This window comes from Streptomyces sp. NPDC058459 (assembly GCF_042721685.1).
Lineage (GTDB): Bacteria > Actinomycetota > Actinomycetes > Streptomycetales > Streptomycetaceae > Streptomyces.
Window position 1 is genome coordinate 1 of sequence record NZ_JBHXLV010000109.1, and the last position, 21,854, is coordinate 21,854.

Here is a 21,854-nt window from a genome sequence, read left to right on the forward strand (position 1 = left end):
CCCCGGAGACGGTCCTCCGGGGTGCCCGTACCCCTGTCCGCCCCTACTTGGCGCGGCGGGCCACCGTGAAGTGGTCGATGCGCTCGCCGGTCTCGGCGATGCCGGACACGGTCAGCGTGGTGTGCCGTCCCTTGTGGGCGGGGGTGACGTCCACGCGCAGGAACGAGTAGTCGAGGTAGCGCACCCGGGACCAGGCGACGGTCTCGGGCTTCTTGCCGTCCTTGAGGTTGACGAAGGAGGCGACGGACTCGACCTCGTGCTCGTTCCCCTCGTAGCTGTCGGGCGCGGTGAAGGCGTAGAGGCTGCGGCCGGCCGCGCCCGCGGTGACGTAGACGACACCCTCGGTCTCGGGGTAGGCGGTGCCGCCGACGGGGAGCTTCTTGGTGACGGTGTCGCCCTTGATCACGTCGGTGCGCTCGTACTGGTGGTTGTGGCCGTTGATGACCAGGTCCACGGTGTACTTCTCGAACAGCGGCACCCACTCCTGGCGCACTCCGCCCTCGGAGGCGTGGGCGGTGGAGGTGCAGTAGGCGCAGTGGTGGAAGAAGATCACCACGAAGTCGACGTCCCGCGAGGCCCGGTACTTCTTGAGCTGGGCCTCCAGCCACCTGGTCTGGGTGCCGCCGGAGATGCCGAGGTTGGCCGGGATCTCGTAGGAGATGTCGTTGGCGTCGAGCGAGATGACGGCGGTGTTGCCGTAGACGAAGGAGTAGACGCCGGGGAGGTTCGCGGCGTCGGGGCCGTTGTCCGGGAGGGACCAGCGGGCCTCCTCGCCGCCGTAGCCGTTGGGCGAGTACCAGGCCTCCATGTCGTGGTTGCCGTAGGCGGGCATCCAGGGGATCTGCTTGGCGACGGACTCGGTCTGGTACAGGAACTGGTCCCAGGTGCGGGAGTCGAAGCCGGTGTCGGTGGTCTTGCCGGCACCCGCGGGGTCGCCGTAGGCGATGTCGCCCGCGTGCAGGTGGAAGGCGGGGTTCTGGCCGAGGATCAGGGCGTTGTTGGCGAGGCCGTGGTAGCCGACGCCCTCGTCGCCGAAGGCGGTGAAGGTGAAGGGCGCCTTGTGGGCGGGGGCGGTGGTGAAGGTGCCGAGGGTGCCGAGCAGGTGGGGCTCGGCGGGGTCGAAGCCGTGGTGGCCGACGCCGTAGTAGTAGGTATGGCCGGGGCGCAGCCGGCTCAGTTTCGCGTGCACGTAGTACTGGGTGTGGTCGCCGCTCGCGCCGACCCCGGCCGGGGTGTGCAGGGCGCGGACCTCGGCGTCGATCCTGCGGGAGAGGTCCCAGGGGTGGGCGCCGATGCGGATGAAGGGCCGCTTGACCGCGACCGGCACCTGCCAGGAGACGGTGATCTCGGTGCGCGGGTCGTTGCCCCAGGCCAGGTGGCGGCCGAAGGGGGCGGCCAGGGCACCGTCGACCTGCTCGGTGGCGCGCCGCGCCGGGGCTGTCGGGGTGGCGGCGGCCGGGGCGGCGGCGCCGGGCACGAAGGCGCCGCCCGCCGCGACCGTACCGAGGGTGACGGCGCCGCCCCTGATCAGGGTGCGCCGGGAGAATCTGCTCCGCAGGTACTCGTGCCGCTCGGCCATGCTCATCCGCTCGGCCAGCTTCTCGGGTACGCCCATACGAGGAATGTCCATGAGCAGCAAGCTCACGGGCGGCGGCAACACGGTCCGGGACGGGAAGTGGACACCGGGCGAACACCGTCCCATGAGCGCACCAATAAGCGCTTGCCCGGAATCGGGCAGGATTCTTGCGAATCCGGCGTCCGTACCCGAAGATCTACCGGGTGCACGAAGAACTTGTCGATCACTTGACGCGCTCCACCCCGCTCAGCCGGGGCGAGGCGCTGCGGGTGATACAGGACGTGCTCGCCTTCTTCGACGAGACGACCCAGGACTACGTCCGTCGTCGACACCGAGAACTGCAGGCCCAGGGCCTGCAGAACGCGGCGATCTTCGAACGGATCGATGCGGACCTGAAATACCGCGCGGTGGCGCCGCCGGAGCTCACGCTCAGGCAGCTGCGCCGCATGGTCTACGGCTGAGAAGCCAGGGTGAGGGAGCTACTCATATGTGCGGAATCGTCGGCTACATCGGTAAGCGGGACGTCGCTCCCCTGCTGCTGGAGGGTCTCCAGCGGCTGGAGTACCGGGGTTACGACTCGGCGGGCGTCGTCGTCAGCTCCCCCAAGGCGCCGGCCCTGAAGATGGTCAAGGCCAAGGGCCGGGTCCGTGACCTGGAGGCCAAGGTCCCCGCGCGCTTCAAGGGCACCACCGGCATCGCCCACACCCGCTGGGCCACCCACGGCGCCCCCTCCGATGTGAACGCCCACCCGCACATGTCGGCCGACAACAAGGTCGCCGTCGTCCACAACGGCATCATCGACAACGCCTCCGACCTGCGCCGCAAGCTGGAGGCGGACGGTGTGGAGTTCCTCTCCGAGACCGACACCGAGGTGCTCGTCCACCTGGTCGCCCGCTCCGCGGCCGAGAAGCTGGAGGACAAGGTCCGCGAGGCGCTGCGCGTGGTCGAGGGCACCTACGGCATCGCCGTGATGCACGCCGACTTCCCCGAGCGCATCGTGGTGGCCCGCAACGGCTCCCCGGTCGTCCTCGGCATCGGCGAGAAGGAGATGTTCGTCGCCTCGGACATCGCCGCCCTGGTGACCCACACCCGTCAGGTCGTCACCCTGGACGACGGCGAGATGGCCACCCTGAAGGCCGACGACTTCCGCACCTACACCACGGAGGGCACCCGGACCAGCTCCGAGCCCACCACCGTGGAGTGGGAGGCCGCCTCCTACGACATGGGCGGCCACGACACCTACATGCACAAGGAGATCCACGAGCAGGCCGACGCCGTGGACCGCGTGCTGCGCGGCCGCATCGACGACCGCTTCTCCACCGTGCACCTGGGCGGCCTCAACCTGGACGCCCGTGAGGCCCGCCGCATCCGCCGCGTGAAGATCCTGGGCTGCGGCACCTCGTACCACGCGGGCATGATCGGCGCCCAGCTGATCGAGGAGCTGGCCCGCATCCCCGCCGACGCCGAGCCGGCGTCCGAGTTCCGCTACCGCAACGCGGTCGTGGACCCCGACACCCTGTACATCGCGGTCTCCCAGTCCGGTGAGACGTACGACGTGCTGGCCGCCGTGCAGGAGCTGAAGCGCAAGGGCGCCCGGGTCCTCGGTGTGGTCAACGTGGTCGGCTCGGCCATCGCCCGCGAGGCGGACGGCGGCATCTACGTGCACGCCGGTCCCGAGGTGTGCGTGGTCTCCACCAAGTGCTTCACCAACACCACGGTCGCCTTCGCGCTGCTCGCCCTGCACCTGGGCCGCACCCGCGACCTGTCGGTGACCGACGGCAAGCGGATCATCGAGGGCCTGCGCAGGCTGCCCGCCCAGATCGCCGAGATCCTCAAGCAGGAGGAGCTGGTCCGCGAGCTGGCCGAGGAGTACGCGGAGAGCCGCTCGATGCTCTTCATCGGCCGCGTCCGGGGCTACCCGGTCGCCCGTGAGGCGTCCCTGAAGCTCAAGGAGATCACCTACATCCACGCCGAGGCGTACCCCGCCTCCGAGCTGAAGCACGGCCCGCTGGCCCTGATCGAGCCCGCCCTGCCGACGGTCGCCATCGTCCCGGACGACGACCTGCTGGAGAAGAACCGCGCCGCACTGGAGGAGATCAAGGCCCGCAGCGGCAAGATCCTCGCGGTCGCGCACCAGGAGCAGGAGAAGGCGGACCGGACCATCGTGGTCCCGAAGAACGAGGACGAGCTGGACCCGATCCTCATGGGCATCCCGCTCCAGCTGCTCGCCTACCACGCGGCGAAGGTGCTCGGCCGGGACATCGACAAGCCGCGCAACCTGGCCAAGTCGGTGACGGTGGAGTAGGCCCACGTCCTGAAGCCGGCCCTGAAGCTGAAGGAAACGGACCCTCGCGCGAGCCTCGTGGGGGTCCGTTTCCGTGCCGCTGTGCCCGGCCGGTGGCCGTCACCCACCGGCCGGCAGCACGACTCAGCCGCGGCGTGCCGTTGTATGCCCGGCACGGAGACGAGGGACACCTCTACGCGTGAGTAGCTTCACGAGGTGCGAAGGGGGTCGCCGCCTGGGCAGGCCGAGGCGTCAGGGGATCACGATCACGGGCCGCCGGGCCCGCTTGGTGAGCCGCCCCGCCACGGAGCCGAAGATCCGGCCGACGATGCCGTGCGTGGAGCCGACCACGATCGCGTCCGCCTCGTACTCCCGCCCGACCTCCTCCAGTTCATGGCAGATGTCGCCGCCGCGCTCGACGAGGATCCACGGCACTTCGGTCAGGTGGTCGGCGCAGGCCAGCTCCAGACCGAGCACCTCGGTGCGGTGGTCCGGAACGTCCACGAACACGGGCGGCTCGCAGCCGGCCCAGACCGTGGTGGGCAGCCGGTTGGCCACATGGACGATGATCAGACCCGAACCGGAGCGGTGGGCCATGCCGACGGCGTAGGCGAGGGCGCGCTCGCTGGAGGTGGAACCGTCGAAGCCGACGACCACTCCGTGCCGGAAGGCGGGATCGCAGGATGGGCGTGACTCTTCTGCCGCCAGGGGGTCGGCCGCCGTGGGTTCGGCAACCGGCCGCTTGCGGTCCGCGGGTTCGAAGAATTCGTGACCGGCCATGGCTGTCTCGGCGTCGTGATCCTTGTATGGAGGGAAACATCGTACGGCGGAGCTGTGTCCGGGAAACGTCTATCCTTCCCCATACCCCCGAGGGTACGGCGGCACGCCTCCCCGCCACGGTTCGCGCACACGCTCCGTGAGCGGCTCTCCGGGACGCCCCGAGGGGGTTCCAGGGAGCATGCACGAGCGGCGCCCCTTACGCAATGGTCGCTGCCCCGTACAGACGGTTCGCCGGGAGCTGTCGGCGGGAGGGGGACCGTCGGGCCGTCCGCGCGCCGACCTCCCGGACCCGGCACCGCCCGCGGGATGACCGGCCGGGCGGTGTTCGCGGGAGGCGACACGGGGAGGCGCAGATCACACCGGAGACACCAGGAGACACTACCCAGGTCGACTGACCGGTTTCCGCACCCTCGAACGCTGCTTTTCAGCCAAGTTCTGAATATCGCTCCGGAGGGGTCCCAACCACCCTTCAACCCCCGTTCCACCTGCACAAACATGGGTCGTGCGACCGGTCGCACCCTATGTGGTTTAGCCACCCCGTGGAGGCGTACTTCCCTGCACGCCCCGCGAGTGCAACCCTTCGTGATCGAATGCTTCACGCCAAGTTGTCATGTCGACAATGCGGTACGCCCGGAACTGGCCACCGGCAGGCCACAGGAGCCAGTACATTTCGATCTTGTCTTACGGCGGGGGACTCGTGCAGGACCGAGGGGAAACGTGCAGGAGCCACAGACCCGCAGTTTAAAGGGAGCCGCGACCACCGAGGGGGGCTTAGCAGTATGAGCCACGACTCCACCGCCGCGCCGGAAGCCGCTGTCCGGAAACTGGCCGGGCGACGCCGCAAGGAGATCGTCGCGGTGCTGCTGTTCAGCGGCGGCCCCATCTTCGAGAGTTCCATACCGCTCTCGGTGTTCGGGATCGACCGCCAGGACGCCGGAGTACCGCGCTACCGACTGCTGGTGTCCGCCGGCGAGGACGGCCCGCTGCGGACCACGGGGGGCCTGGAACTCACCGCGCCACACGGCCTGGAGGCGATCTCCCGCGCGGGCACGGTCGTCGTACCGGCCTGGCGCTCGATCACCTCGCCGCCGCCGGAGGAGGCGCTCGACGCGCTGCGCCGGGCGCACGAGGAGGGGGCCCGCATCGTCGGGCTGTGCACCGGGGCGTTCGTCCTGGCCGCGGCCGGCCTGCTGGACGGCCGCCCGGCCACCACCCACTGGATGTACGCGCCGACGCTGGCCAAGCGCTATCCGTCGGTGCACGTCGATCCGCGTGAGCTGTTCGTCGACGACGGTGACGTGCTCACCTCGGCCGGCACGGCCGCCGGGATCGACCTGTGTCTGCACATCGTGCGGACGGACCACGGCAACGAGGCAGCCGGCGCGCTGGCCCGTCGCCTGGTGGTACCGCCCCGCCGCAGCGGCGGCCAGGAGCGCTACCTCGACCGGTCTTTACCCGAGGAGATCGGCGCCGACCCGCTGGCCGAGGTCGTCGCCTGGGCGCTGGAACACCTCCACGAGCAGTTCGACGTGGAGACGCTGGCGGCACGCGCCTACATGAGCCGCCGTACGTTCGACCGCAGGTTCCGCTCGCTCACCGGCAGCGCGCCGCTCCAGTGGCTGATCACCCAGCGGGTGCTCCAGGCGCAGCGGCTGCTGGAGACCTCCGACTACTCCGTGGACGAGGTCGCGGGCCGCTGCGGGTTCCGCTCACCGGTCGCGCTGCGCGGGCACTTCCGCCGCCAGCTGGGCTCGTCGCCGGCGACGTACCGGGCCGCCTACCGGGCCCGCAGGCCGCAGGGTGAGCGGCCGGCCGAGCCGGAGCAGCAGTTCGCACAGCACGGCGGCCCCCAGGGCCCGGCCGGGTCCGGCCTGCCCGGCCACGGTCCGGTGGCCCCGGTCCCCTCGGTCCTGCACCCGGACCGGGACGGCGGGGTTCCGCTGCAGAGCCGCCGCCACACCGCGGGCGCGGTGAGTCTGCTGCCGGGGCCGCGCGGAGGCGGCTGAGGATCTCGGGCGCGAGAGGCGCGAGCGGCGCGAGGGGGTGGCGAGCCGGCGGGGCCGGCCTCTCCACTCCCTTCTCCGTGCGTACGGGCGGGTCCAGCCGGCCGTGGCCCCCGTAAGGTGAGACACATGAACGATCGCATGGTGTGGATCGACTGCGAGATGACCGGCCTCTCGCTGTCCGACGACGCGCTCATCGAGGTGGCCGCCCTCGTCACCGACTCCGAGCTGAACGTGCTCGGGGAAGGGGTGGACATCGTGATCCGCCCGCCGGACTCCGCGCTGGAGACGATGCCGGAGGTGGTGCGCCAGATGCACACCGCGTCCGGCCTGCTGGACGAGCTGGCCGAAGGAACCACCCTGGCCGACGCCGAGGAGCAGGTACTCGCGTACATCCGTGAGCACGTCAAGGAGCCGGGCAGGGCCCCGCTGTGCGGCAACTCCGTCGGCACCGACCGCGGCTTCCTGCTGCGGGACATGCCGACCCTGGAGGCCCACCTCCACTACCGCATCGTCGACGTGTCCTCGGTCAAGGAACTGGCCCGGCGCTGGTACCCGCGCGCCTACTTCAACAGCCCGGAGAAGAACGGCAACCACCGGGCGCTGGCCGACATCCGCGAGTCCATCGCCGAGCTGCGCTACTACCGCGAGGCGGTCTTCGTCCCGCAGCCCGGCCCGGACTCCGACACGGCGAAGACGATCGCGGCGAAGTACGTCCTGCCCCCCTCGTAGACCCCCTGGGAACGCGCGCACGGAAATGTGTGCGCGAGCACCCCTCAGGACCCTGTAGACTTCTTCTCGGCCGGTCGGGGAAACGACAAGTTCCACCGCCGGTCGTGGTGGGTGTAGCTCAGCTGGTAGAGCACCTGGTTGTGGTCCAGGAAGTCGCGGGTTCAAGTCCCGTCACTCACCCTGATCGATCTGAGGGGCCGACTCGCACGACGGAGTCGGCCCCTCAGTCGTGTCCGTCACACCGTCTCGGCTGATCCAGCGCCTCGATGGCCCGCCGGATCAAGGTACGCGCTGCCGCGCCGTGGACGGCCCTTGAGCGGAGCTGTTCGAACGCCGCCAAGTGGAGGTCGACGGGGTAGGAGTCGCGCATCTCCAGATGGACGGCCGACCGTTGCGCGGACGCGAGAAGGTCAGCGAACTCGACCGGCGGCACACTCGGCGACATCGCAAGCCCCTCTGATCATCGGCACCGGAAGTGAGCACCGAACCCGAGCCGCCGTCCTCGCACCTCACCCCCGCCTGCGCCCGCCGCGGCCGCTACTTCCAGCCCGGCGAGCCCTACGACGTCGTACCCGTCGAGTCCGGCACCGGCGTCGCTCCGGACGCCTACCGTCATCGCGAGCAGTGCGTCCCTGTGCGAAGGCGGCGCTGAAGATCCTCGGCGTTCTCCGAGAAGGCCCGTCCGCCGAGCGTCAGTTCCAGGGCTCCCGGGAGGGGTCCTCGCCCAGCAGCTTCGCCGCTGCTACGGAGAGGTCCCGGCCGAAGAGCTGGTTGCTGCCGCGTTCGGAACCCCACAGGTCGCAGGCGGCCTGTGCCACGCCGCGCCAGGTGTAGTCCTCGTCGCATCGCCACCCGCGGATCTGAGCAGCCATCTCCGGTGTGATCGTCGCCGGGTCCAACGGGCTGTGTGTCACCGCGGCGACTTTACGACGACTCCCGCCCCACCAACTCCGTAGCCAGCACCGCGTGCCGCCGCTCCAACCCCCGCGTCCCCGCCGGCCGCCGGTCCGCGATCTCCGTCAGGAGGAGGTCGATCATCGCGCGGCCCATCTCCTCTATCGGCTGGCGGACGCTGGTCAGGGGCGGGTCCATGTGGCGGGCGATGGCGGAGTCGTCGTAGCCGACGAGGGCGACGTCGGCGGGGATGCGGCGGCCGGCCTCGCGGAGCACTTGGCGGGCGCCCGCCGCGGTGACGTCGGAGGCGGCGAAGACGGCGTCCAGATCGGGGCGGCGGGACAGCAGCGCGGTCATGGCGCGGCGCCCGCCCTCCTCGGTGAAGTCGCCGGGTTCGATGAGGAGTTCGTCCACCCCGAGCCCCGCCTCCCGCAGCGCGTCCCGGTAGCCGTCGACGCGGCGCTGGGCGCCGTAGACGTCGGGGCGGCCGGTGATGTGGGCGATGCGGCTGCGGCCCCGGGCGAGGAGGTGCTCGACGGCGGAGTGGCCGCCGCCGTAGTTGTCGGAGTCCACCGAGGTGAGCGTCTCCCCCGCCGACCGGGGTCCGCTGATCACGGCCGGGATCTCCAGGCGGTCCAGGAGGTCGGGCAGCGGGTCGTCGGCGTGGACGGAGACCAGGAGGACGCCGTCGACGCGGTGGGCGGAGAGGTAGTCCGCGAGCCGTTGCCGCTTACGGTCGCTGCCCGCAAAGATCAGCAGCAACTGCCACTCGGTGTCAGCGAGTTCGGACCCCACTCCGCGCAGCATGTCGGAGAAGTACGGCTCGGCGAAGAAGCGGGTCTCCGGCTCGGGCACGACCAGCGCGATGGAGTCGGTGCGGTTGGCCGCGAGGGCACGGGCAGCGGTGTTGGGGACGTACCCGAGTTCCGCCACCGCCGCCTCCACGGCGGCACGCGTGGCTTCGCTGACCCTCGGGGAACCGTTGATCACCCGGGAGACCGTGCCCCGGCCGACCCCGGCCCGCGCGGCCACCTCCTCCAGCGTCGGCCGCCCGCCGCCCCGGCCGCCCCGCACCACGTGGCTCGCCATGGCCTCCGCCTTTCTCCGCCGTACTGGTCCAACAGTGGCCCATGCCGTCCGCACCGTAACCCGTGGCCGGTTAACAGCCCTATAACTGAACCGCGTTGGCTGTGCGCACTCTCTTGACACCCCGCCCCGAACGGACGACTCTTCAACCCATCACATGTGGGAGCGCTCCCACACTACCTGACACCTACATATCCCGCACGTTCCCCGCCCGAGCCGCAGCGAGTACGAACGGGCCCAGATCCACGCGATATCCATGCAGTTGGCCGGGGGGTCGGCACGTCAGGCAACAGGAGGACGCAATGCGTACGAGCATCCGCAGGTCCCGCGGCACGGTGGCCATGGTGGCCGCCGCCGCGCTGGCCACGGGTCTGCTGGCGGGCTGCGCCAGCGACTCGGACGACGGCTCGCCGGACGCGGGCGGCGGCGACGGAAACGGCAAGATCACGCTGACGGTCGGCACCTTCGGGGTCTTCGGCTACAAGCAGGCCGGTCTGTACGACGAGTACACGAAGCTGCACCCGGACATCAACATCAAGGAGAACGTCACCACTCGTACGGACGTGTACTGGCCGAAGGTGCTCACCCGCCTCCAGGCCGGCTCGGGCGCCGACGACATCCAGGCCATCGAGGTCGGCAATGTGACGGAGGCCGTGCAGACGCAGGCCGCCAAGTTCGTCGACATCGGCAAGGACATCGACAAGTCGCAGTGGCTGGACTGGAAGCTGGCGCAGGCCACCACGAAGGACGGCAAGACGATCGGTCTCGGCACCGACATCGGCCCGATGGCGATCTGCTACCGCAAGGACCTGTTCGCCAAGGCCGGTCTGCCCACCGACCGCACCAAGCTCGCCGAGCAGTGGAAGGGCGACTGGTCCAAGTACGTCGACCTCGGCAAGCAGTACATGAAGAAGGCGCCGAAGGGCACCAAGTTCGTCGACTCGGCGTCCTCGGTGTACAACGCCTCCCTGGGCGGCTCCACCGAGCGGTACTACGACAAGGACGGCAAGATCGTCTGGGACAGGTCCCAGGGGGTGAAGGACGCCTGGAACGACGCGATGAGCGTGGCCACCAGCGACATGTCGGCGAAGCTGAAGCAGTTCGACCCCACCTGGGACAACGGTTTCGCCAAGGGCACCTTCGCCAGCCTGGCCTGCCCGGCCTGGATGCTCGGCTACATCGGCGAGAAGGCCGGCGACGCGGGCAAGGGCAAGTGGGACGTGGCGGCGGCACCGACCGCGTCCAACTGGGGCGGCTCCTTCCTCGGTGTGCCGACGGCGAGCAAGCACCAGAAGGAGGCCGTCGCGCTGGCCAAGTGGCTGACCGCGCCGGAGCAGCAGGCCAAGGTCTTCGCCAAGCAGGCCAGCTTCCCGTCCACCCCGTCGGCGTACGCGGGTCTGAAGCCGCAGGCGGACACCACCGCGTACTTCTCGGACGCGCCGCTCACCCAGCTCTTCTCCGACTCGGCCAAGACCATCCCGGCCCAGCCGCTCGGTCCGAAGGACAAGCCGATCGACTCGGCGATCAGTGACATCGGCATCCTCCAGGTCGAGCAGAAGGGCAAGTCCCCGGCCCAGGGCTGGGACGCCGCGTCCAAGGAGATCAAGGACGTGCTCGGCCAGTGACCTCCAAGGAGGCTCTCGCGCATCCCGCGTCGAGCGCCGAGACCGCGCCCGGCGTCCCGCCGGGCGCGGTCCGGGGCGCTCGGGGTCGCGGTGCGCCGGACGGCGCCCCCTCCTGGCGCAGCCGGCTGTACCGCTGGGACACGAAGGCGTCGCCGTACGCGTTCGTGACCCCCTTCTTCGTGCTGTTCGGTGTGTTCACACTGGTCCCGCTGCTGTACACGGTCTGGTACTCGCTGCACGACGTGCAGTTGTCCGCGCTCGACCAGCAGACCTGGGCCGGGCTGGACAACTACCGCAACCTGCTGTCCTCGGACTTCTTCTGGAACGCCCTGAAGAACACGCTCCTCATCGGCGTGCTCTCCACGGTCCCGCAGCTGATGGCGGCGCTCTGGCTGGCCCACATGCTGAACTACCGGCTGCGCGGCTCGACCGTGTGGCGGGTGGTGATGCTGACCCCGTACGCGACCTCGGTGGCGGCGGCGACGCTGGTGTTCACGCTGCTGTACTCGTGGGACGGCGGCATGGTGAACTGGGTTCTCCACTTCATCGGGGTGGACCCGGTCAACTGGCGTGAATCGGATCTGGGTTCACGGTTCGCGGTGTCCTCGATCGTGATCTGGCGCTGGACCGGCTACAACGCGCTGCTCTACCTGGCCGCGATGCAGGCCATCCCGGCCGACCTGTACGAGTCGGCCGCGCTCGACGGCGCCGGCCGGGGCCAGCAGTTCTGGCACGTGACGATCCCGCAGCTGCGGCCGACGGTGCTGTTCACGATCGTGGTCTCGACCATCGGCGCGACCCAGCTCTTCGGTGAACCCCTGCTGTTCGGCGGGGTCAGCGGTTCCAAGGGCGGCTCCGAGCACCAGTACCAGACGCTCGGCCTGTACATGTACGACCAGGGCTGGATCATCGGCAACCTCGGCAAGGCGTCCGCGATCGCCTGGGCGATGTTCCTGATCCTGCTGATCATCGCCGCGGTCAACCTGCTGTTGAGCCGCTGGCTGAGGAGGTCCGATGACCACCGGTGACCTCACCCTGCCCAAGGCGCGCACCGGCCTGCGCCGGGCCTCGGGCGCGGGCAGGCAACTGCACGCCGGGCCGGTGACGTACGTGGCGCTGACCGTGTTCGCGCTGGTCTCACTGGCCCCGCTGGTGTGGACGGCGATCGCGGCCTCGCGCACCGGCGGACGGCTCGCGCAGAGCCCGCCGCCGCTGTGGTTCGGCGGCAACCTGTTCAAGAACCTCCAGATCGCCTGGGACGAGGCGGGGCTCGGCACCGCGATGCTCAACTCGGTGATCGTCGCGGGTGCCATCACGGTCAGCACGGTGGTCTTCTCCACCCTGGCCGGCTTCGCCTTCGCCAAGCTGCGGTTCCGGTTCTCGGGGCTGCTGTTGCTGCTGACCATCGGCACGATGATGATCCCGCCACAGCTCGCCGTCGTCCCGCTGTACCTGTGGATGAGCGACCTGGGCTGGTCCAACCAGTTGCAGACGGTGATCCTGCCGAGCCTGGTGACCGCGTTCGGCACGTTCTTCATGCGGCAGTACCTGGTGCAGGCGCTGCCGACCGAGCTGATCGAGGCGGCGCGGGTGGACGGGGCGAGCAGTCTCCGGGTCGTCTGGCACGTGGTGTTCCCGGCGGCGCGGCCCGCGATGGCGGTGCTCGGCCTGCTGACCTTCGTGTTCGCCTGGAACGACTTCCTGTGGCCGATCATCGCGCTGAACCAGCAGAATCCGACCGTGCAGGTCGCCCTGAACTCGCTCGGCACCGGGTATGTACCGGACCAGGCGGTCATCATGGCGGGCGCGCTGCTCGGCACGCTGCCGCTGCTGATCGCCTTCCTGCTGTTCGGCAAGCAGATCGTGGGCGGCATCATGCAGGGCGCGATCAAGGGCTGAACCGTCCCGTCGACGAGACACCCCCCAGGGGGCCGGGTCACCGACGCCCCGGCCCCTCCTCTTCCCCCGAGTCTTCCCGACGTCTTCCCGACTCTTGATGGGAGCGCTTCCATGCCCGACTCCTCCTCCCGGGTCTCCCCAGTGGCCTCCGAGGTCACCTTCCCGCCGGCCTTCCTCTGGGGGGCGGCGACCTCCGCCTACCAGATCGAGGGAGCGGTGCGCGAGGGCGGCCGTACGCCCTCGATCTGGGACACCTTCAGCCATACGCCCGGCAGGACGGCGGGCGGCGACACCGGTGACGTGGCCGTCGACCACTACCACCGCTACCGCGACGACGTGGCCCTCATGGCGGACCTGGGGCTGGGCGCGTACCGCTTCTCGGTCTCCTGGTCGCGGGTGCAGCCCACCGGGCGGGGTCCGGCGGTGCAGCTCGGCCTGGACTTCTACCGGCGGCTGGTGGACGAGCTGCTGGCCAACGGCATCAAGCCGGCCGTCACCCTCTACCACTGGGACCTCCCGCAGGAGCTGGAGGACGCGGGCGGCTGGCCGGAACGGGACACCGCGCACCGGTTCGCCGAGTACGCCCATCTCGTCGGCGAGGCGCTGGGCGACCGGGTGGAGCACTGGATCACCCTCAACGAGCCCTGGTGCAGCGCCTTCCTGGGCTACGGCTCCGGGGTGCACGCCCCCGGCCGTACCGACCCGGTAGCCGCGCTGAAGGCGGCCCACCATCTCAACCTGGCGCACGGGCTGGGCGCTTCGGCGCTGCGCGCGGCGATGCCGGCCCGCAACCAGGTCGCGGTGAGCCTCAACTCGGCCGTGGTGCGCCCGGTGTCGCAGGACCCGACGGACCTGGCGGCGGCCCGGCGCATCGACGACCTGGCCAACGGCGTCTTCCACGGCCCGATGCTGCACGGCGCCTACCCCGAGTCCCTGCTCACCGCGACGGCCCCGCTCACCGACTGGTCCTTCGTGCTGGACGGCGACCTCGCCACGGCCAACGCCCCGCTGGACGCGCTGGGCCTGAACTACTACACCCCGGCGCTGGTCTCGGCGGTGACCGACCAGGTGAGCGGCCCGCGCGCGGACGGCCACGGCGCGAGCGAGCACTCACCCTGGCCCGGTGCCGACGACGTCCTCTTCCACCAGAGCCCCGGCGAGCGCACCGAGATGGGCTGGACCGTCGACCCGACCGGCCTGTACGACCTGCTGACGCGCTACACCCGCGAGGCGCCCGGACTCCCGCTGTACGTCACGGAGAACGGCGCCGCCTACGACGACAAGCCGGACGCGGACGGCCGGGTGCACGACCCCGAGCGCGTCGCCTATCTGCACGCCCACCTCTCGGCGGTCCGCCACGCCCTGCGCGACGGCGCCGATGTGCGCGGGTACTACCTGTGGTCCCTGCTGGACAACTTCGAGTGGTCCTACGGCTACGAGAAGCGGTTCGGCGCGGTCTACGTCGACTACGCGACCCAGGCGCGTACCCCGAAGTCCAGCGCCCGCTGGTACGGGGAGGCGGCCCGCACCGGCACGCTGCCGTCGGTGGAGTCGGCCGGCTGACCGGGACCGGGGTGGCCCGGACCGGGGTGGCCCGAGCGCACGGGTGAGGCTCGGCGGCACGCATGAGTGAGGCCCGGCGGTCCGGACACCGCCGGGCCTCGTTCCCGCCCGCGCCTAGTTGAACGCGGCGAACGCCTTGGAGAAGGCGAACTCGTCCTGGGTGATCGAGCTGCACGTGGCGTCGGCGGTGGGCCTGGTGCCGCCGTCGCAGGCCTTGTCGCGGGTGCCGGACCACATGGACAGCGAGCCGATGCCCTTGGACCTGGCGAAGTCCACGAGCTGGCCGGCGTCGTCGACCTTGAAGATCTCGGTGGCCACGTCGTTGACGCCGATCATCGGGGTGACGCCGACCGTCTTCCAGGCGTCGTCCTCGGAGAGCGCGAGGACGCCCTTGATCTGGGCCTGGGTGGCGGTCGCGGCCTGGATGGCGTAGTCGCCCATGTCGCCGCTGTAACCCGGGCCGTAGTCCATCGCCATGATGTTGACGCCGTCGACGCGGACGCCGTTGGCCTTGGCGTCGGCCAGCAGGTTGACGCCGTCCTGGGTGAGGCCCTCGGGCATCACTGGCAGGGTGTAGGAGACGTTCAGGCCGGGGTGGGCGGCCTGGAGCTTGGCGATGGCCTGGGCGCGCCTGGTGTTGGCGGCGGCGTTGGGCAGCGCGCCGCCCTCGACGTCGAAGTCCACCTTGGTCAGCTTGAAGGCGTCGACGGCCTTGCCGTAGGCGGCGGCCAGGTCGTCGGCGGAGCCGCAGGTGGTGGCCAGCTCCGAGCCGGAGGCGCCGCCGAAGGAGACGCGGACGTCACCACCCTTGGCGCGGAGGTCGCCGATCTGGGCGGCCACGCCGTCGGCGGTCAGGTCGCTCACTCCGCCCCATTCGGGGGTGCAGCCGCCGCCGTCGTTGACGAAGGCCAGGTTGAAGTTCTTCACGCCGGTGGCGTCGGCGGTGCCCAGCAGGTCGAAGGCCGGGAAGAGCGAGGTGTCGACGTAGGGGGCGAAGCCGGCCGCCGCCCTGGTGCCGCTGCCTGCGCTCGCGGTGGGGGCCGGCGTATCGGGCCGGCTGGGGGTGCTCCGGGTCGGCGCCGGGGTCCCGGGCTCGGTGGGGCGGCCGCTGGGCTCGGGGGTGGCCGCGGGGTCGGCGGCACACTCGGAGCCGTCGATCCGGCAGCCGGTGGGGTCGCCCGCACCGTCGACGACGAAGCCGACGGTGACCGACTCGCCGGGGGCCAGCCCGTCGGTGTCCCACTTGGCGGCCTTCACGGTGACGTGCTGCCCGCTCACGCTGGACTCGGCGTCCCACAGCGAGCCGAGCTTGGCCCCGGCCGGGAGGTCGAACTCCAGGCTCCAGTCCTTCTCGGCCGCCCCGGTGTCGTTGGTGACGACGTACTGGGCGCTGTACCCGGTCGACCACTCGCTGGTCCTGGTGTACGCGGCGCCGACACCGGCGGCGTGGGCGACCCCGGTCACCAGGAACGCGCCGCCACCGGCCACGGCGGCCGCGACCAGGCCGCCTATCGCCTTGTTCCTGCCGCTGATCCTGCGCCGGTGCGTGCTCATGGCGTGCCTGTCCTTCGTGCGGGTGTGGGGGGTGTGGGGGGTGGAGGTTGGGGGGTGGTGGCAGCACGCTAGCGGCGCGGAATCCGGCAATCGGCCAATCAGGGACGGTGGCCGAAAGGCTTAGGGCACGCTTAAGGAAGGGATCGGGACCGGTTAAAGGTGGAGACCGCTCAGCGGGTGGGTATCAGCCGGCGCCGCCCGCGCACGGTGTCCCGGTGGCCGCGTCCGGCGGGCTTGCGGGCGTCGAGCTGGAGCCGGATCCGCACCTCGGTACCGCCGAGCACGGAGGAGCCGATGCGGACGTCACCGCCCGTGGCCTCGGCGAGCCGGCGCACGATGTCCAGCCCGAGCCCGGTCGAGCCCGCCGCGCCGGAGCCCCGGCCGCGAGCCATAGCGGTCCGGGGGTCGGCTATGCCGGGGCCCGCGTCGGAGACCAGCACGATCACCGCGTCCTCGGCGTGGTGGACGTCGACCGCGAAGGCGGTGCCCTCGGCGGTGTGCCGGAAGACGTTGCCGAGCAGGGCGTCCAGGGCGGCGGCCAGGTCGGCGCGGGCCACCGGGACCCGCACCGGGCGCTCGGCTCCGGCCACCCGCCACTTGCGGCCCTCGTCCTCGGCGAGCGCGGACCAGAACTCCATGCGTCCGCGCACCACTTCGGCCACGTCACAGCCCGCGCCCGGTCCGGCGGCCGCCGTCTGCGGCTTGGCCTCACGGGCGGTACGGATGATGGTGTCGACCTCGCCCTCCAGCTGGGCCACGGCGGCACGGGTCTGGTCGGCGGCGGCTCCGGCGCCGAGGGAGGCGGCGTTGAGCCGGAGCACGGTGAGCGGGGTGCGCAGCCGGTGCGAGAGGTCGGCCGCCAGCTCCCGTTCATTGGCGAGCAGTTGCACGACCTGATCGGCCATGGAGTTGAACGCGACGGCCGCGAGCCTGAGTTCGGTCGGTCCGTCCTCGGGGACGCGGGCGCCGAGCTTGCCCTCGCCCAGTTCGTGCGCGCCCTCCACCAGCCGCTGGGCGGGCCGCACCATGCGCACCCCGAGCCGGTCGGCGACCGCGACCGAACCGGCGATCAGCGTGAGCCCCACCGCGGCGAGCACCGCCCAGGCCGTGCTGACGCCGTTGCTCATCGCGGCCTCGGGCACCCACACCTCGACCACCGCGATGGCGCCGGAGCCGAGTGCCACCGGCTGGAGCAGCGCGGAGCCCCCGGTGACCTCGGTGGTGGAGGCCCGGCCCATCCGGCGCACGGCCGCGATGTCCCGGTCGGCGGCCCGGCCCCGGCCGAGGTCGAGCGCGCCCCGGCCGGCGTCGGCGGGGAGGTGCACGGACATCCCGGAGTCGGCCCCGGCGGCGGCCACCACCCGCTCCAGCTCGTCCCGGTCAGTGGTGATGGACAGCGCGGGAGCGACGGCGGCGGCCTCCCGCTCGGCGCCCGAGAAGGCGCGGTCGCGGGCCATCTCCTTGACCACCAGGCCGAGCGGGACGGCGAAGGCGACGACGACCATCGTGGTCACCGCCAGGCAGACCTTGACCAGGGCCCATCTCATCGGGGCTCCCCTACGACGGGCGGCTCCAGCTTGACCCCGACCCCGCGCAGGGTGTGCAGATAGCAGGGCCGGGCGGCCGTCTCCCCCAGCTTGCGTCTGAGCCAGGACAGGTGGACGTCGATGGTCTGGTCGTCTCCGTAGGACTGCTGCCAGACCTCGGCGAGCAGCTCCTTGCGCGGGACGACCACGCCGGGGCGCCCGGCGAGGAAGGCGAGCAGATCGAACTCGCGCCGGGTCAGGTCGAGTCGGGCGCCGTCCAGCTCGGCCTGGCGGCGCAGCGGGTCGACGGTGAGGCCGCCGACCCGGATCACCGGCGAGGGCGGAGGCTCGGCGGCGCCGGAACGGGAACGGCGCAGCACGGCGGCGATCCGGGCGGAGAGGTGCTCGACCGAGAAGGGCTTGGTCAGGTAGTCGTCCGCCCCGGCGTTGAGCAGCCGGACGATCTCCGTCTCGTCGTCCCGGGCGGTGGCGATGATGACGGGCACGTCGGTGATGCCGCGCAGCATCTTCAGCGCCTCGGAGCCGTCCAGGTCGGGCAGTCCGAGGTCGAGTATGACCACGTCGAACCGGAGGTGGGCGACCTCCCGCAGCGCCTCCAGGGCGGTGCCGACGCTGCGCACCACGTGGGCGGCGTCGGTGAGATGCCGGATCAGCGCCGAGCGGACGAACTGATCGTCCTCGACCACGAGCACACTTGCCATGCGCCGCACCGTACGCCATGGGCGCCTGCCACGTGCCGGCCTGTGGACAACTCCCTGTGGACAACGACCTGGGGCCGGCGGCCTGTGCACAACTGGGCCCCGCTGCGCGGCGCGTGGCGGCTGAGGCAGTATGGCCCCGATGCGCAGAGGACTCGTACACGTACTGGCGTGGCTGCTGGCCACCGCGGCGGCGACCACGCTGTCCTGGTGGGGCGTGCACACGGTGATGGCGGGCACGGCGTACGACCCTCCGCGCGCCGTGCCGATCACCGCGGCCGAGGCGGCGGCCCACGCCACCACGGCGACGCAGGCGCCCCCGACGCCCTCCACGCGGAGGCCCACACCCGCTCACCGTCGCACCTCGGCACCCCCGGCACCCACCCCGGCCCGCACCCCCGCCCCGGCCAACACCCCGGCCCCGGCTCCCCCCTCCCCCACCATCCCCACCACCCCCACCACCCCCGGCATCCCCTCCGGCGACGTCAAGGCGTACGACACCGGCGGCGGCCGGGCGGTGTTCGACCTGGGGCCCGTGAGCGCGACCCTGGTGTCCGCGACGCCGGGGACCGGGTGGTCGATGCAGGTCTTCAGGACGGAGACCTGGATTCGCGTCGAGTTCAGCCGCAGCACGGACCGGGTGACCGTCTTCTGCGACTGGCACGACGGGCCGCCGCATGTGGATGTGCAGACGTACTGAGTCGACGGCGCCCGGACTCAAAGGGGTTGCCGCTCCGTGATCAGCCGCGCATTCTGCTGGGATGCGCTTCTCGATCAACATCCCGAACTTCGGTGACTTCTCCGACCCGCGCAACGTCGCGACCGTCGCGGCCGCCGCCGAGGAGGCCGGCTGGGACGGGCTCTTCATCTGGGACCACGTGCTGCACGGGCAGTTCCAGGAGCGCCCCTTCGGAGATCCCTGGATGTCCCTGACGGCGGCCGCGCTGGCCACCTCCCGCATCCGCCTCGGCACGCTGCTGACACCGGTCGCTCGCTACCGTCCGCAGCAACTGGCCCGCCAGGTGGCCACCCTGGACCAGCTCAGCGGCGGCCGGGTGACCTTCGCGGCCGGGCTGGGCGGTCCGGTCCGGGACGAGTACGCCAGCTTCGGCGACACCGCGGAGCCGCCCGTGCTCGCCGAGCGGCTGGACGAGGGACTGGGACTGCTGAGCCGCTTCTGGTCCGGCGAGCGGGTCAGCCACCGGGGCCGGCACTACGAGGTGCGGGACGTGGCGCTGCTGCCCGCCACGGTCCAGCGGCCCGGTCCGCCGGTGTGGATCGGCGGGTTCTGGCCGAAGCGCGCCCCCATGCGGCGGGCGGCCCGGTGGGACGGCGCGGTACCGCTCTTCGAGTCGGCCCGGCACGGCCACGTGCCGCACGTCGCGGAGGTACGCGAGCTGGCCGAGTACGTGCGCGAGCACCGGCCGGCCGGGGAACAGCGCCCCTTCGACCTCGTGCTCGGCGGCGCCACGCCTGCGGACGCGGCGAAGGCCAGGGACCTGATCGGCCCCCTGCGGGACGCCGGTGCCACCTGGTGGGACGAGCGGCAGGACCAGAACGGCCCGGACCTGGACCGCCTCGCCCCGGTCCTGCGGCGCGTCGAGGCGGGCCCGCCGGTGCTCTGACCGGCTGTCCGGGGCGTACCGAGCCGTTCAGCGGAACACCGACGGCGGCGGTGCCGGCGACGCCACCGCCGAGGTGTCCGTCACCGGGGCCGCGCCGCCCGTGAAGTCCCGGAGCCTGGAGCCGTGTTCGAGGCGGGCCGGGTGGGGGTCGGAGGCGGCGCGACGGGTCAGTTCGGCCAGTGGGAGGGGGAGGTCGGAGGCGACGAGGATGGCGTTGCCGAAGCGCTTGCCGCGCAGCACCGCCGGGTCGGCGATCAGGGCCAGCTCGGGGAAGCGGGCGCCCGCCGTGGCGATCTGGCCGCGCAGGTGGGCGAGCGGGGGGCCGTCGGCGAGGTTGGCGGTGTAGACGCCGCCGGGGCGCAGGGCGCGGCGGACCTCGTCCAGGAACTCGGCGGACGTCAGGTGGGCCGGGGTGCGGGCGCCGCTGAACACGTCGGCGACGATCAGGTGGGCCCAGCCGTCCGGCACCTTGGCGAGCCCCGCGCGGGCGTCGACGGAACGCACCCTTATCCGGGCGCCGGGGTCCAGGGGGAGTTCGCGGCGGACGAGTTGGACGAGGGCCGCGTCGCGCTCCACCACCTGCTGGGTCGACCGGGGCCGGGTCGCGGCGGTGTACCGGGCCAGGGTGAGCGCACCGCCGCCGAGGTGCACGGCCTGGACCGGCTTGCCCGGCGGGGCTGCCAGGTCGATGACATGGCCGATGCGGCGCTGGTACTCGAAGGACAGGTGCGCCGGGTCGTCGAGGTCGACGTGCGACTGCGGGGCTCCGTCGATCAGCAGCGACCAGGCCCGCGCCCGGTCCGGATCGGGTATGAGTTCCGCGAGGCCGCCCTCGACGGCCTCCACCACGGCTTCGGCCGCTCCGCGTCGGTTGTCCCTGGACCTGCCCATCGGCCCATTCTCGCAGGTGGCGCGGGTGCCCGCCGCACGGCTGCGGCGACACCGGCGTCACCGGCGTCACCGGCGTCACCGGCGTCACCGGCGTCACCGGCGTCACCGGCAACTGTCGGCGGCCTCGATCAGCCGGGCCGCCTCGCCGAGCGCCCGGCGCAGCACCGCCGGGTCGGTGGCGAGATCGGCCTCGCCCGGCGGCAGCAGCCAGTCCGAGCCCTGCACGGGCGGCTCCGGGGCCGGCCTGAGGCCGCGCCCGGAGGTCCGGGTGCAGGTGCTGCCCGGCATGTCCCAGCTGCCGGCGGTGCCGGGCGGGACGAGGAAGCCGAGGGTGTCGCGGCCGTCGTCGTGCAGCACCGGGCCCACGCCCTCGGCGGCCTCGCGGCGCAGGATGTCGACGGCCTCCAGGCCCTGGCGGGTCGGCACCGTGACGAGGTCACACCCCGCCCCGCCGGGCGGCCGGGACCACGACGGCACCGGACACGGATCGTTGTTCGGACGGGTCTCCATGCCGGCCTCCAGCACGCTGCCTGTTGCGGTCCATGAGGTACAACGCCCGAGAGCGTCAAGGGCTACGGCACAAGTGCGCCGCAAAGGATGGCAGTTCATGGCAGATCGTGGATGAGATATCCCATTTGTATCCAAACAGCGCGTGTCGGACCGGACACAGCCTGTACGTTCATGCCCCGCCGGACCCACGGTGTCACACGGGCAACCACGCCCGTGCGGCCCCCTGTCCCGGCATGGTTCGACGGTTCGCACGAGAGGACCGGCCATGGCGTCGTCAACCGATACCTCGGCTCAGCCCGACCGGCCGCCCCGCCCCAACAGCGTCTTCCGGCAGCTGCGCGGCCGCCGTTCCCCGGCCGAGTTCGCCGCCCTCGTGCGGCGCGCGGCGCGGGAGATCGGCGAGCGGGTGAGCTGTGACGCGCGGTACGTCGGGAGAGTCGAGGCGGGTGAGATCCGCTGTCCCAACTACGCGTACGAGCGGGTGTTCCTGCACCTGTTCCCCGGCCGCACGCTGACCGACCTCGGCTTCGCGCCGCGCTCGGCCGTACGCGGGCGCGGCGCCCGCCCGGCCCCGGCGCCGGCCGCCC

The 21,854-nt window shown here is 71.7% G+C and carries 20 protein-coding genes, 1 tRNA gene and 1 pseudogene; 13 read left to right on the forward strand and 9 right to left on the reverse strand.

Going from position 1 to position 21,854, the window contains the following annotated elements; genetic code table 11:
* Positions 1-43: 43 nt before the first annotated feature.
* Positions 44-1,615, reverse strand: coding sequence for a purple acid phosphatase family protein (locus tag ACFWN1_RS20275; protein ID WP_384363792.1), 1,572 nt, complete (start codon positions 1,613-1,615; stop codon positions 44-46).
* A gap of 164 nt (positions 1,616-1,779) precedes the next feature.
* Here ACFWN1_RS20275 and ACFWN1_RS20280 point away from each other — a divergent pair, with 164 nt between their 5' ends.
* Together ACFWN1_RS20280 and glmS are read left to right on the forward strand one after the other, a co-directional pair.
* Entirely contained in the window at positions 1,780-2,037 is a 258-nt protein-coding gene (locus ACFWN1_RS20280; RefSeq protein WP_030816599.1) for a hypothetical protein, read from the forward strand.
* 26 nt (positions 2,038-2,063) lie between these two features.
* The gene (gene glmS / locus ACFWN1_RS20285; protein WP_384363757.1) at positions 2,064-3,881 is read left to right on the forward strand and encodes a glutamine--fructose-6-phosphate transaminase (isomerizing); all 1,818 of its coding nucleotides are present in this window, start codon (positions 2,064-2,066) and stop codon (positions 3,879-3,881) included.
* A 231-nt stretch (positions 3,882-4,112) separates the two neighbouring features.
* On the opposite strand, the gene ACFWN1_RS20290 is transcribed toward glmS, so the two are convergent.
* Positions 4,113-4,640, reverse strand: a complete 528-nt coding sequence (locus ACFWN1_RS20290) for a universal stress protein (protein ID WP_384363759.1) — start codon at positions 4,638-4,640, stop codon at positions 4,113-4,115.
* A gap of 779 nt (positions 4,641-5,419) precedes the next feature.
* Here ACFWN1_RS20290 and ACFWN1_RS20295 point away from each other — a divergent pair.
* The 4 genes from ACFWN1_RS20295 to ACFWN1_RS20310 all read left to right on the forward strand — a co-directional run bounded on the left by ACFWN1_RS20295 (position 5,420) and on the right by ACFWN1_RS20310 (position 8,027).
* A complete protein-coding gene (locus tag ACFWN1_RS20295) occupies positions 5,420-6,646 on the forward strand; it encodes a GlxA family transcriptional regulator (protein ID WP_384363761.1) in 1,227 nt (408 codons plus the stop codon).
* A gap of 126 nt (positions 6,647-6,772) precedes the next feature.
* On the forward strand, positions 6,773-7,375 hold the full coding sequence (gene orn / locus ACFWN1_RS20300) for an oligoribonuclease (protein ID WP_384363763.1): 603 nt from the start codon (positions 6,773-6,775) through the stop codon (positions 7,373-7,375).
* Between the two features lie 107 nt (positions 7,376-7,482).
* Positions 7,483-7,555 (forward strand) — tRNA-His (locus tag ACFWN1_RS20305).
* A gap of 295 nt (positions 7,556-7,850) precedes the next feature.
* Positions 7,851-8,027 (forward strand): hypothetical protein, encoded by a 177-nt coding sequence (locus tag ACFWN1_RS20310; protein WP_384363765.1) that lies wholly within the window; start codon positions 7,851-7,853, stop codon positions 8,025-8,027.
* Between the two features lie 40 nt (positions 8,028-8,067).
* Here the strand turns inward: ACFWN1_RS20310 and ACFWN1_RS20315 are convergent, their stop codons facing one another.
* On the reverse strand, positions 8,068-8,247 hold the full coding sequence (locus ACFWN1_RS20315; RefSeq protein ID WP_384363767.1) for a hypothetical protein: 180 nt from the start codon (positions 8,245-8,247) through the stop codon (positions 8,068-8,070).
* Between the two features lie 52 nt (positions 8,248-8,299).
* Positions 8,300-9,358, reverse strand: a complete 1,059-nt coding sequence (locus ACFWN1_RS20320; protein WP_384363769.1) for a LacI family DNA-binding transcriptional regulator — start codon at positions 9,356-9,358, stop codon at positions 8,300-8,302.
* A gap of 299 nt (positions 9,359-9,657) precedes the next feature.
* Between ACFWN1_RS20320 and ACFWN1_RS20325 the strand changes: the two genes are divergently transcribed.
* The 4 genes from ACFWN1_RS20325 (at position 9,658) to ACFWN1_RS20340 (ending at position 14,442) form a co-directional block, all read left to right on the forward strand.
* Positions 9,658-10,980, forward strand: coding sequence for an ABC transporter substrate-binding protein (locus tag ACFWN1_RS20325; protein ID WP_384363771.1), 1,323 nt, complete (start codon positions 9,658-9,660; stop codon positions 10,978-10,980).
* Positions 10,977-12,008, forward strand: coding sequence for a carbohydrate ABC transporter permease (locus tag ACFWN1_RS20330; RefSeq protein WP_384363773.1), 1,032 nt, complete (start codon positions 10,977-10,979; stop codon positions 12,006-12,008). Before ACFWN1_RS20325 ends, ACFWN1_RS20330 begins: the two co-directional genes overlap by 4 nt.
* Positions 11,995-12,879 (forward strand): carbohydrate ABC transporter permease, encoded by an 885-nt coding sequence (locus ACFWN1_RS20335; RefSeq protein WP_384363775.1) that lies wholly within the window; start codon positions 11,995-11,997, stop codon positions 12,877-12,879. Before ACFWN1_RS20330 ends, ACFWN1_RS20335 begins: the two co-directional genes overlap by 14 nt.
* 111 nt (positions 12,880-12,990) lie before the next feature.
* Positions 12,991-14,442: a GH1 family beta-glucosidase gene (locus tag ACFWN1_RS20340; protein ID WP_384363777.1), complete on the forward strand. Its 1,452-nt coding sequence runs from the start codon at positions 12,991-12,993 to the stop codon at positions 14,440-14,442.
* A 114-nt stretch (positions 14,443-14,556) separates the two neighbouring features.
* Here ACFWN1_RS20340 and ACFWN1_RS20345 read toward each other — a convergent pair whose 3' ends face one another.
* From ACFWN1_RS20345 to ACFWN1_RS20355, 3 genes are all read right to left on the reverse strand, one after another.
* Positions 14,557-15,996: a cellulose binding domain-containing protein gene (locus ACFWN1_RS20345; protein ID WP_384363779.1), complete on the reverse strand. Its 1,440-nt coding sequence runs from the start codon at positions 15,994-15,996 to the stop codon at positions 14,557-14,559.
* Positions 15,997-16,166: 170 nt separating this feature from the next.
* Positions 16,167-17,543 carry a sensor histidine kinase gene (locus ACFWN1_RS20350; RefSeq protein WP_384363781.1) on the reverse strand — a complete coding sequence of 459 codons (1,377 nt, stop codon included), beginning with the start codon at positions 17,541-17,543 and terminating at the stop codon, positions 16,167-16,169.
* Positions 17,540-18,244, reverse strand: a complete 705-nt coding sequence (locus ACFWN1_RS20355; protein WP_384363783.1) for a response regulator transcription factor — start codon at positions 18,242-18,244, stop codon at positions 17,540-17,542. The genes ACFWN1_RS20350 and ACFWN1_RS20355 overlap by 4 nt, the downstream gene beginning before the upstream one ends.
* A 139-nt stretch (positions 18,245-18,383) precedes the next feature.
* Here ACFWN1_RS20355 and ACFWN1_RS20360 point away from each other — a divergent pair, with 139 nt between their 5' ends.
* Together ACFWN1_RS20360 and ACFWN1_RS20365 are read left to right on the forward strand one after the other, a co-directional pair.
* Entirely contained in the window at positions 18,384-18,941 is a 558-nt protein-coding gene (locus tag ACFWN1_RS20360) for a hypothetical protein (protein ID WP_384363785.1), read from the forward strand.
* Between the two features lie 61 nt (positions 18,942-19,002).
* Positions 19,003-19,866 carry an LLM class flavin-dependent oxidoreductase gene (locus tag ACFWN1_RS20365; protein WP_384363787.1) on the forward strand — a complete coding sequence of 288 codons (864 nt, stop codon included), beginning with the start codon at positions 19,003-19,005 and terminating at the stop codon, positions 19,864-19,866.
* Positions 19,867-19,893: 27 nt separating this feature from the next.
* Here the strand turns inward: ACFWN1_RS20365 and ACFWN1_RS20370 are convergent, their stop codons facing one another.
* Positions 19,894-20,757 carry a spermidine synthase gene (locus ACFWN1_RS20370; protein ID WP_384363788.1) on the reverse strand — a complete coding sequence of 288 codons (864 nt, stop codon included), beginning with the start codon at positions 20,755-20,757 and terminating at the stop codon, positions 19,894-19,896.
* A gap of 102 nt (positions 20,758-20,859) precedes the next feature.
* Positions 20,860-21,267: a hypothetical protein gene (locus ACFWN1_RS20375; RefSeq protein WP_384363790.1), complete on the reverse strand. Its 408-nt coding sequence runs from the start codon at positions 21,265-21,267 to the stop codon at positions 20,860-20,862.
* Between the two features lie 265 nt (positions 21,268-21,532).
* Between ACFWN1_RS20375 and ACFWN1_RS20380 the strand changes: the two are divergent.
* Positions 21,533-21,854, forward strand: a pseudogene (locus ACFWN1_RS20380) (hypothetical protein); the annotation flags it as partial.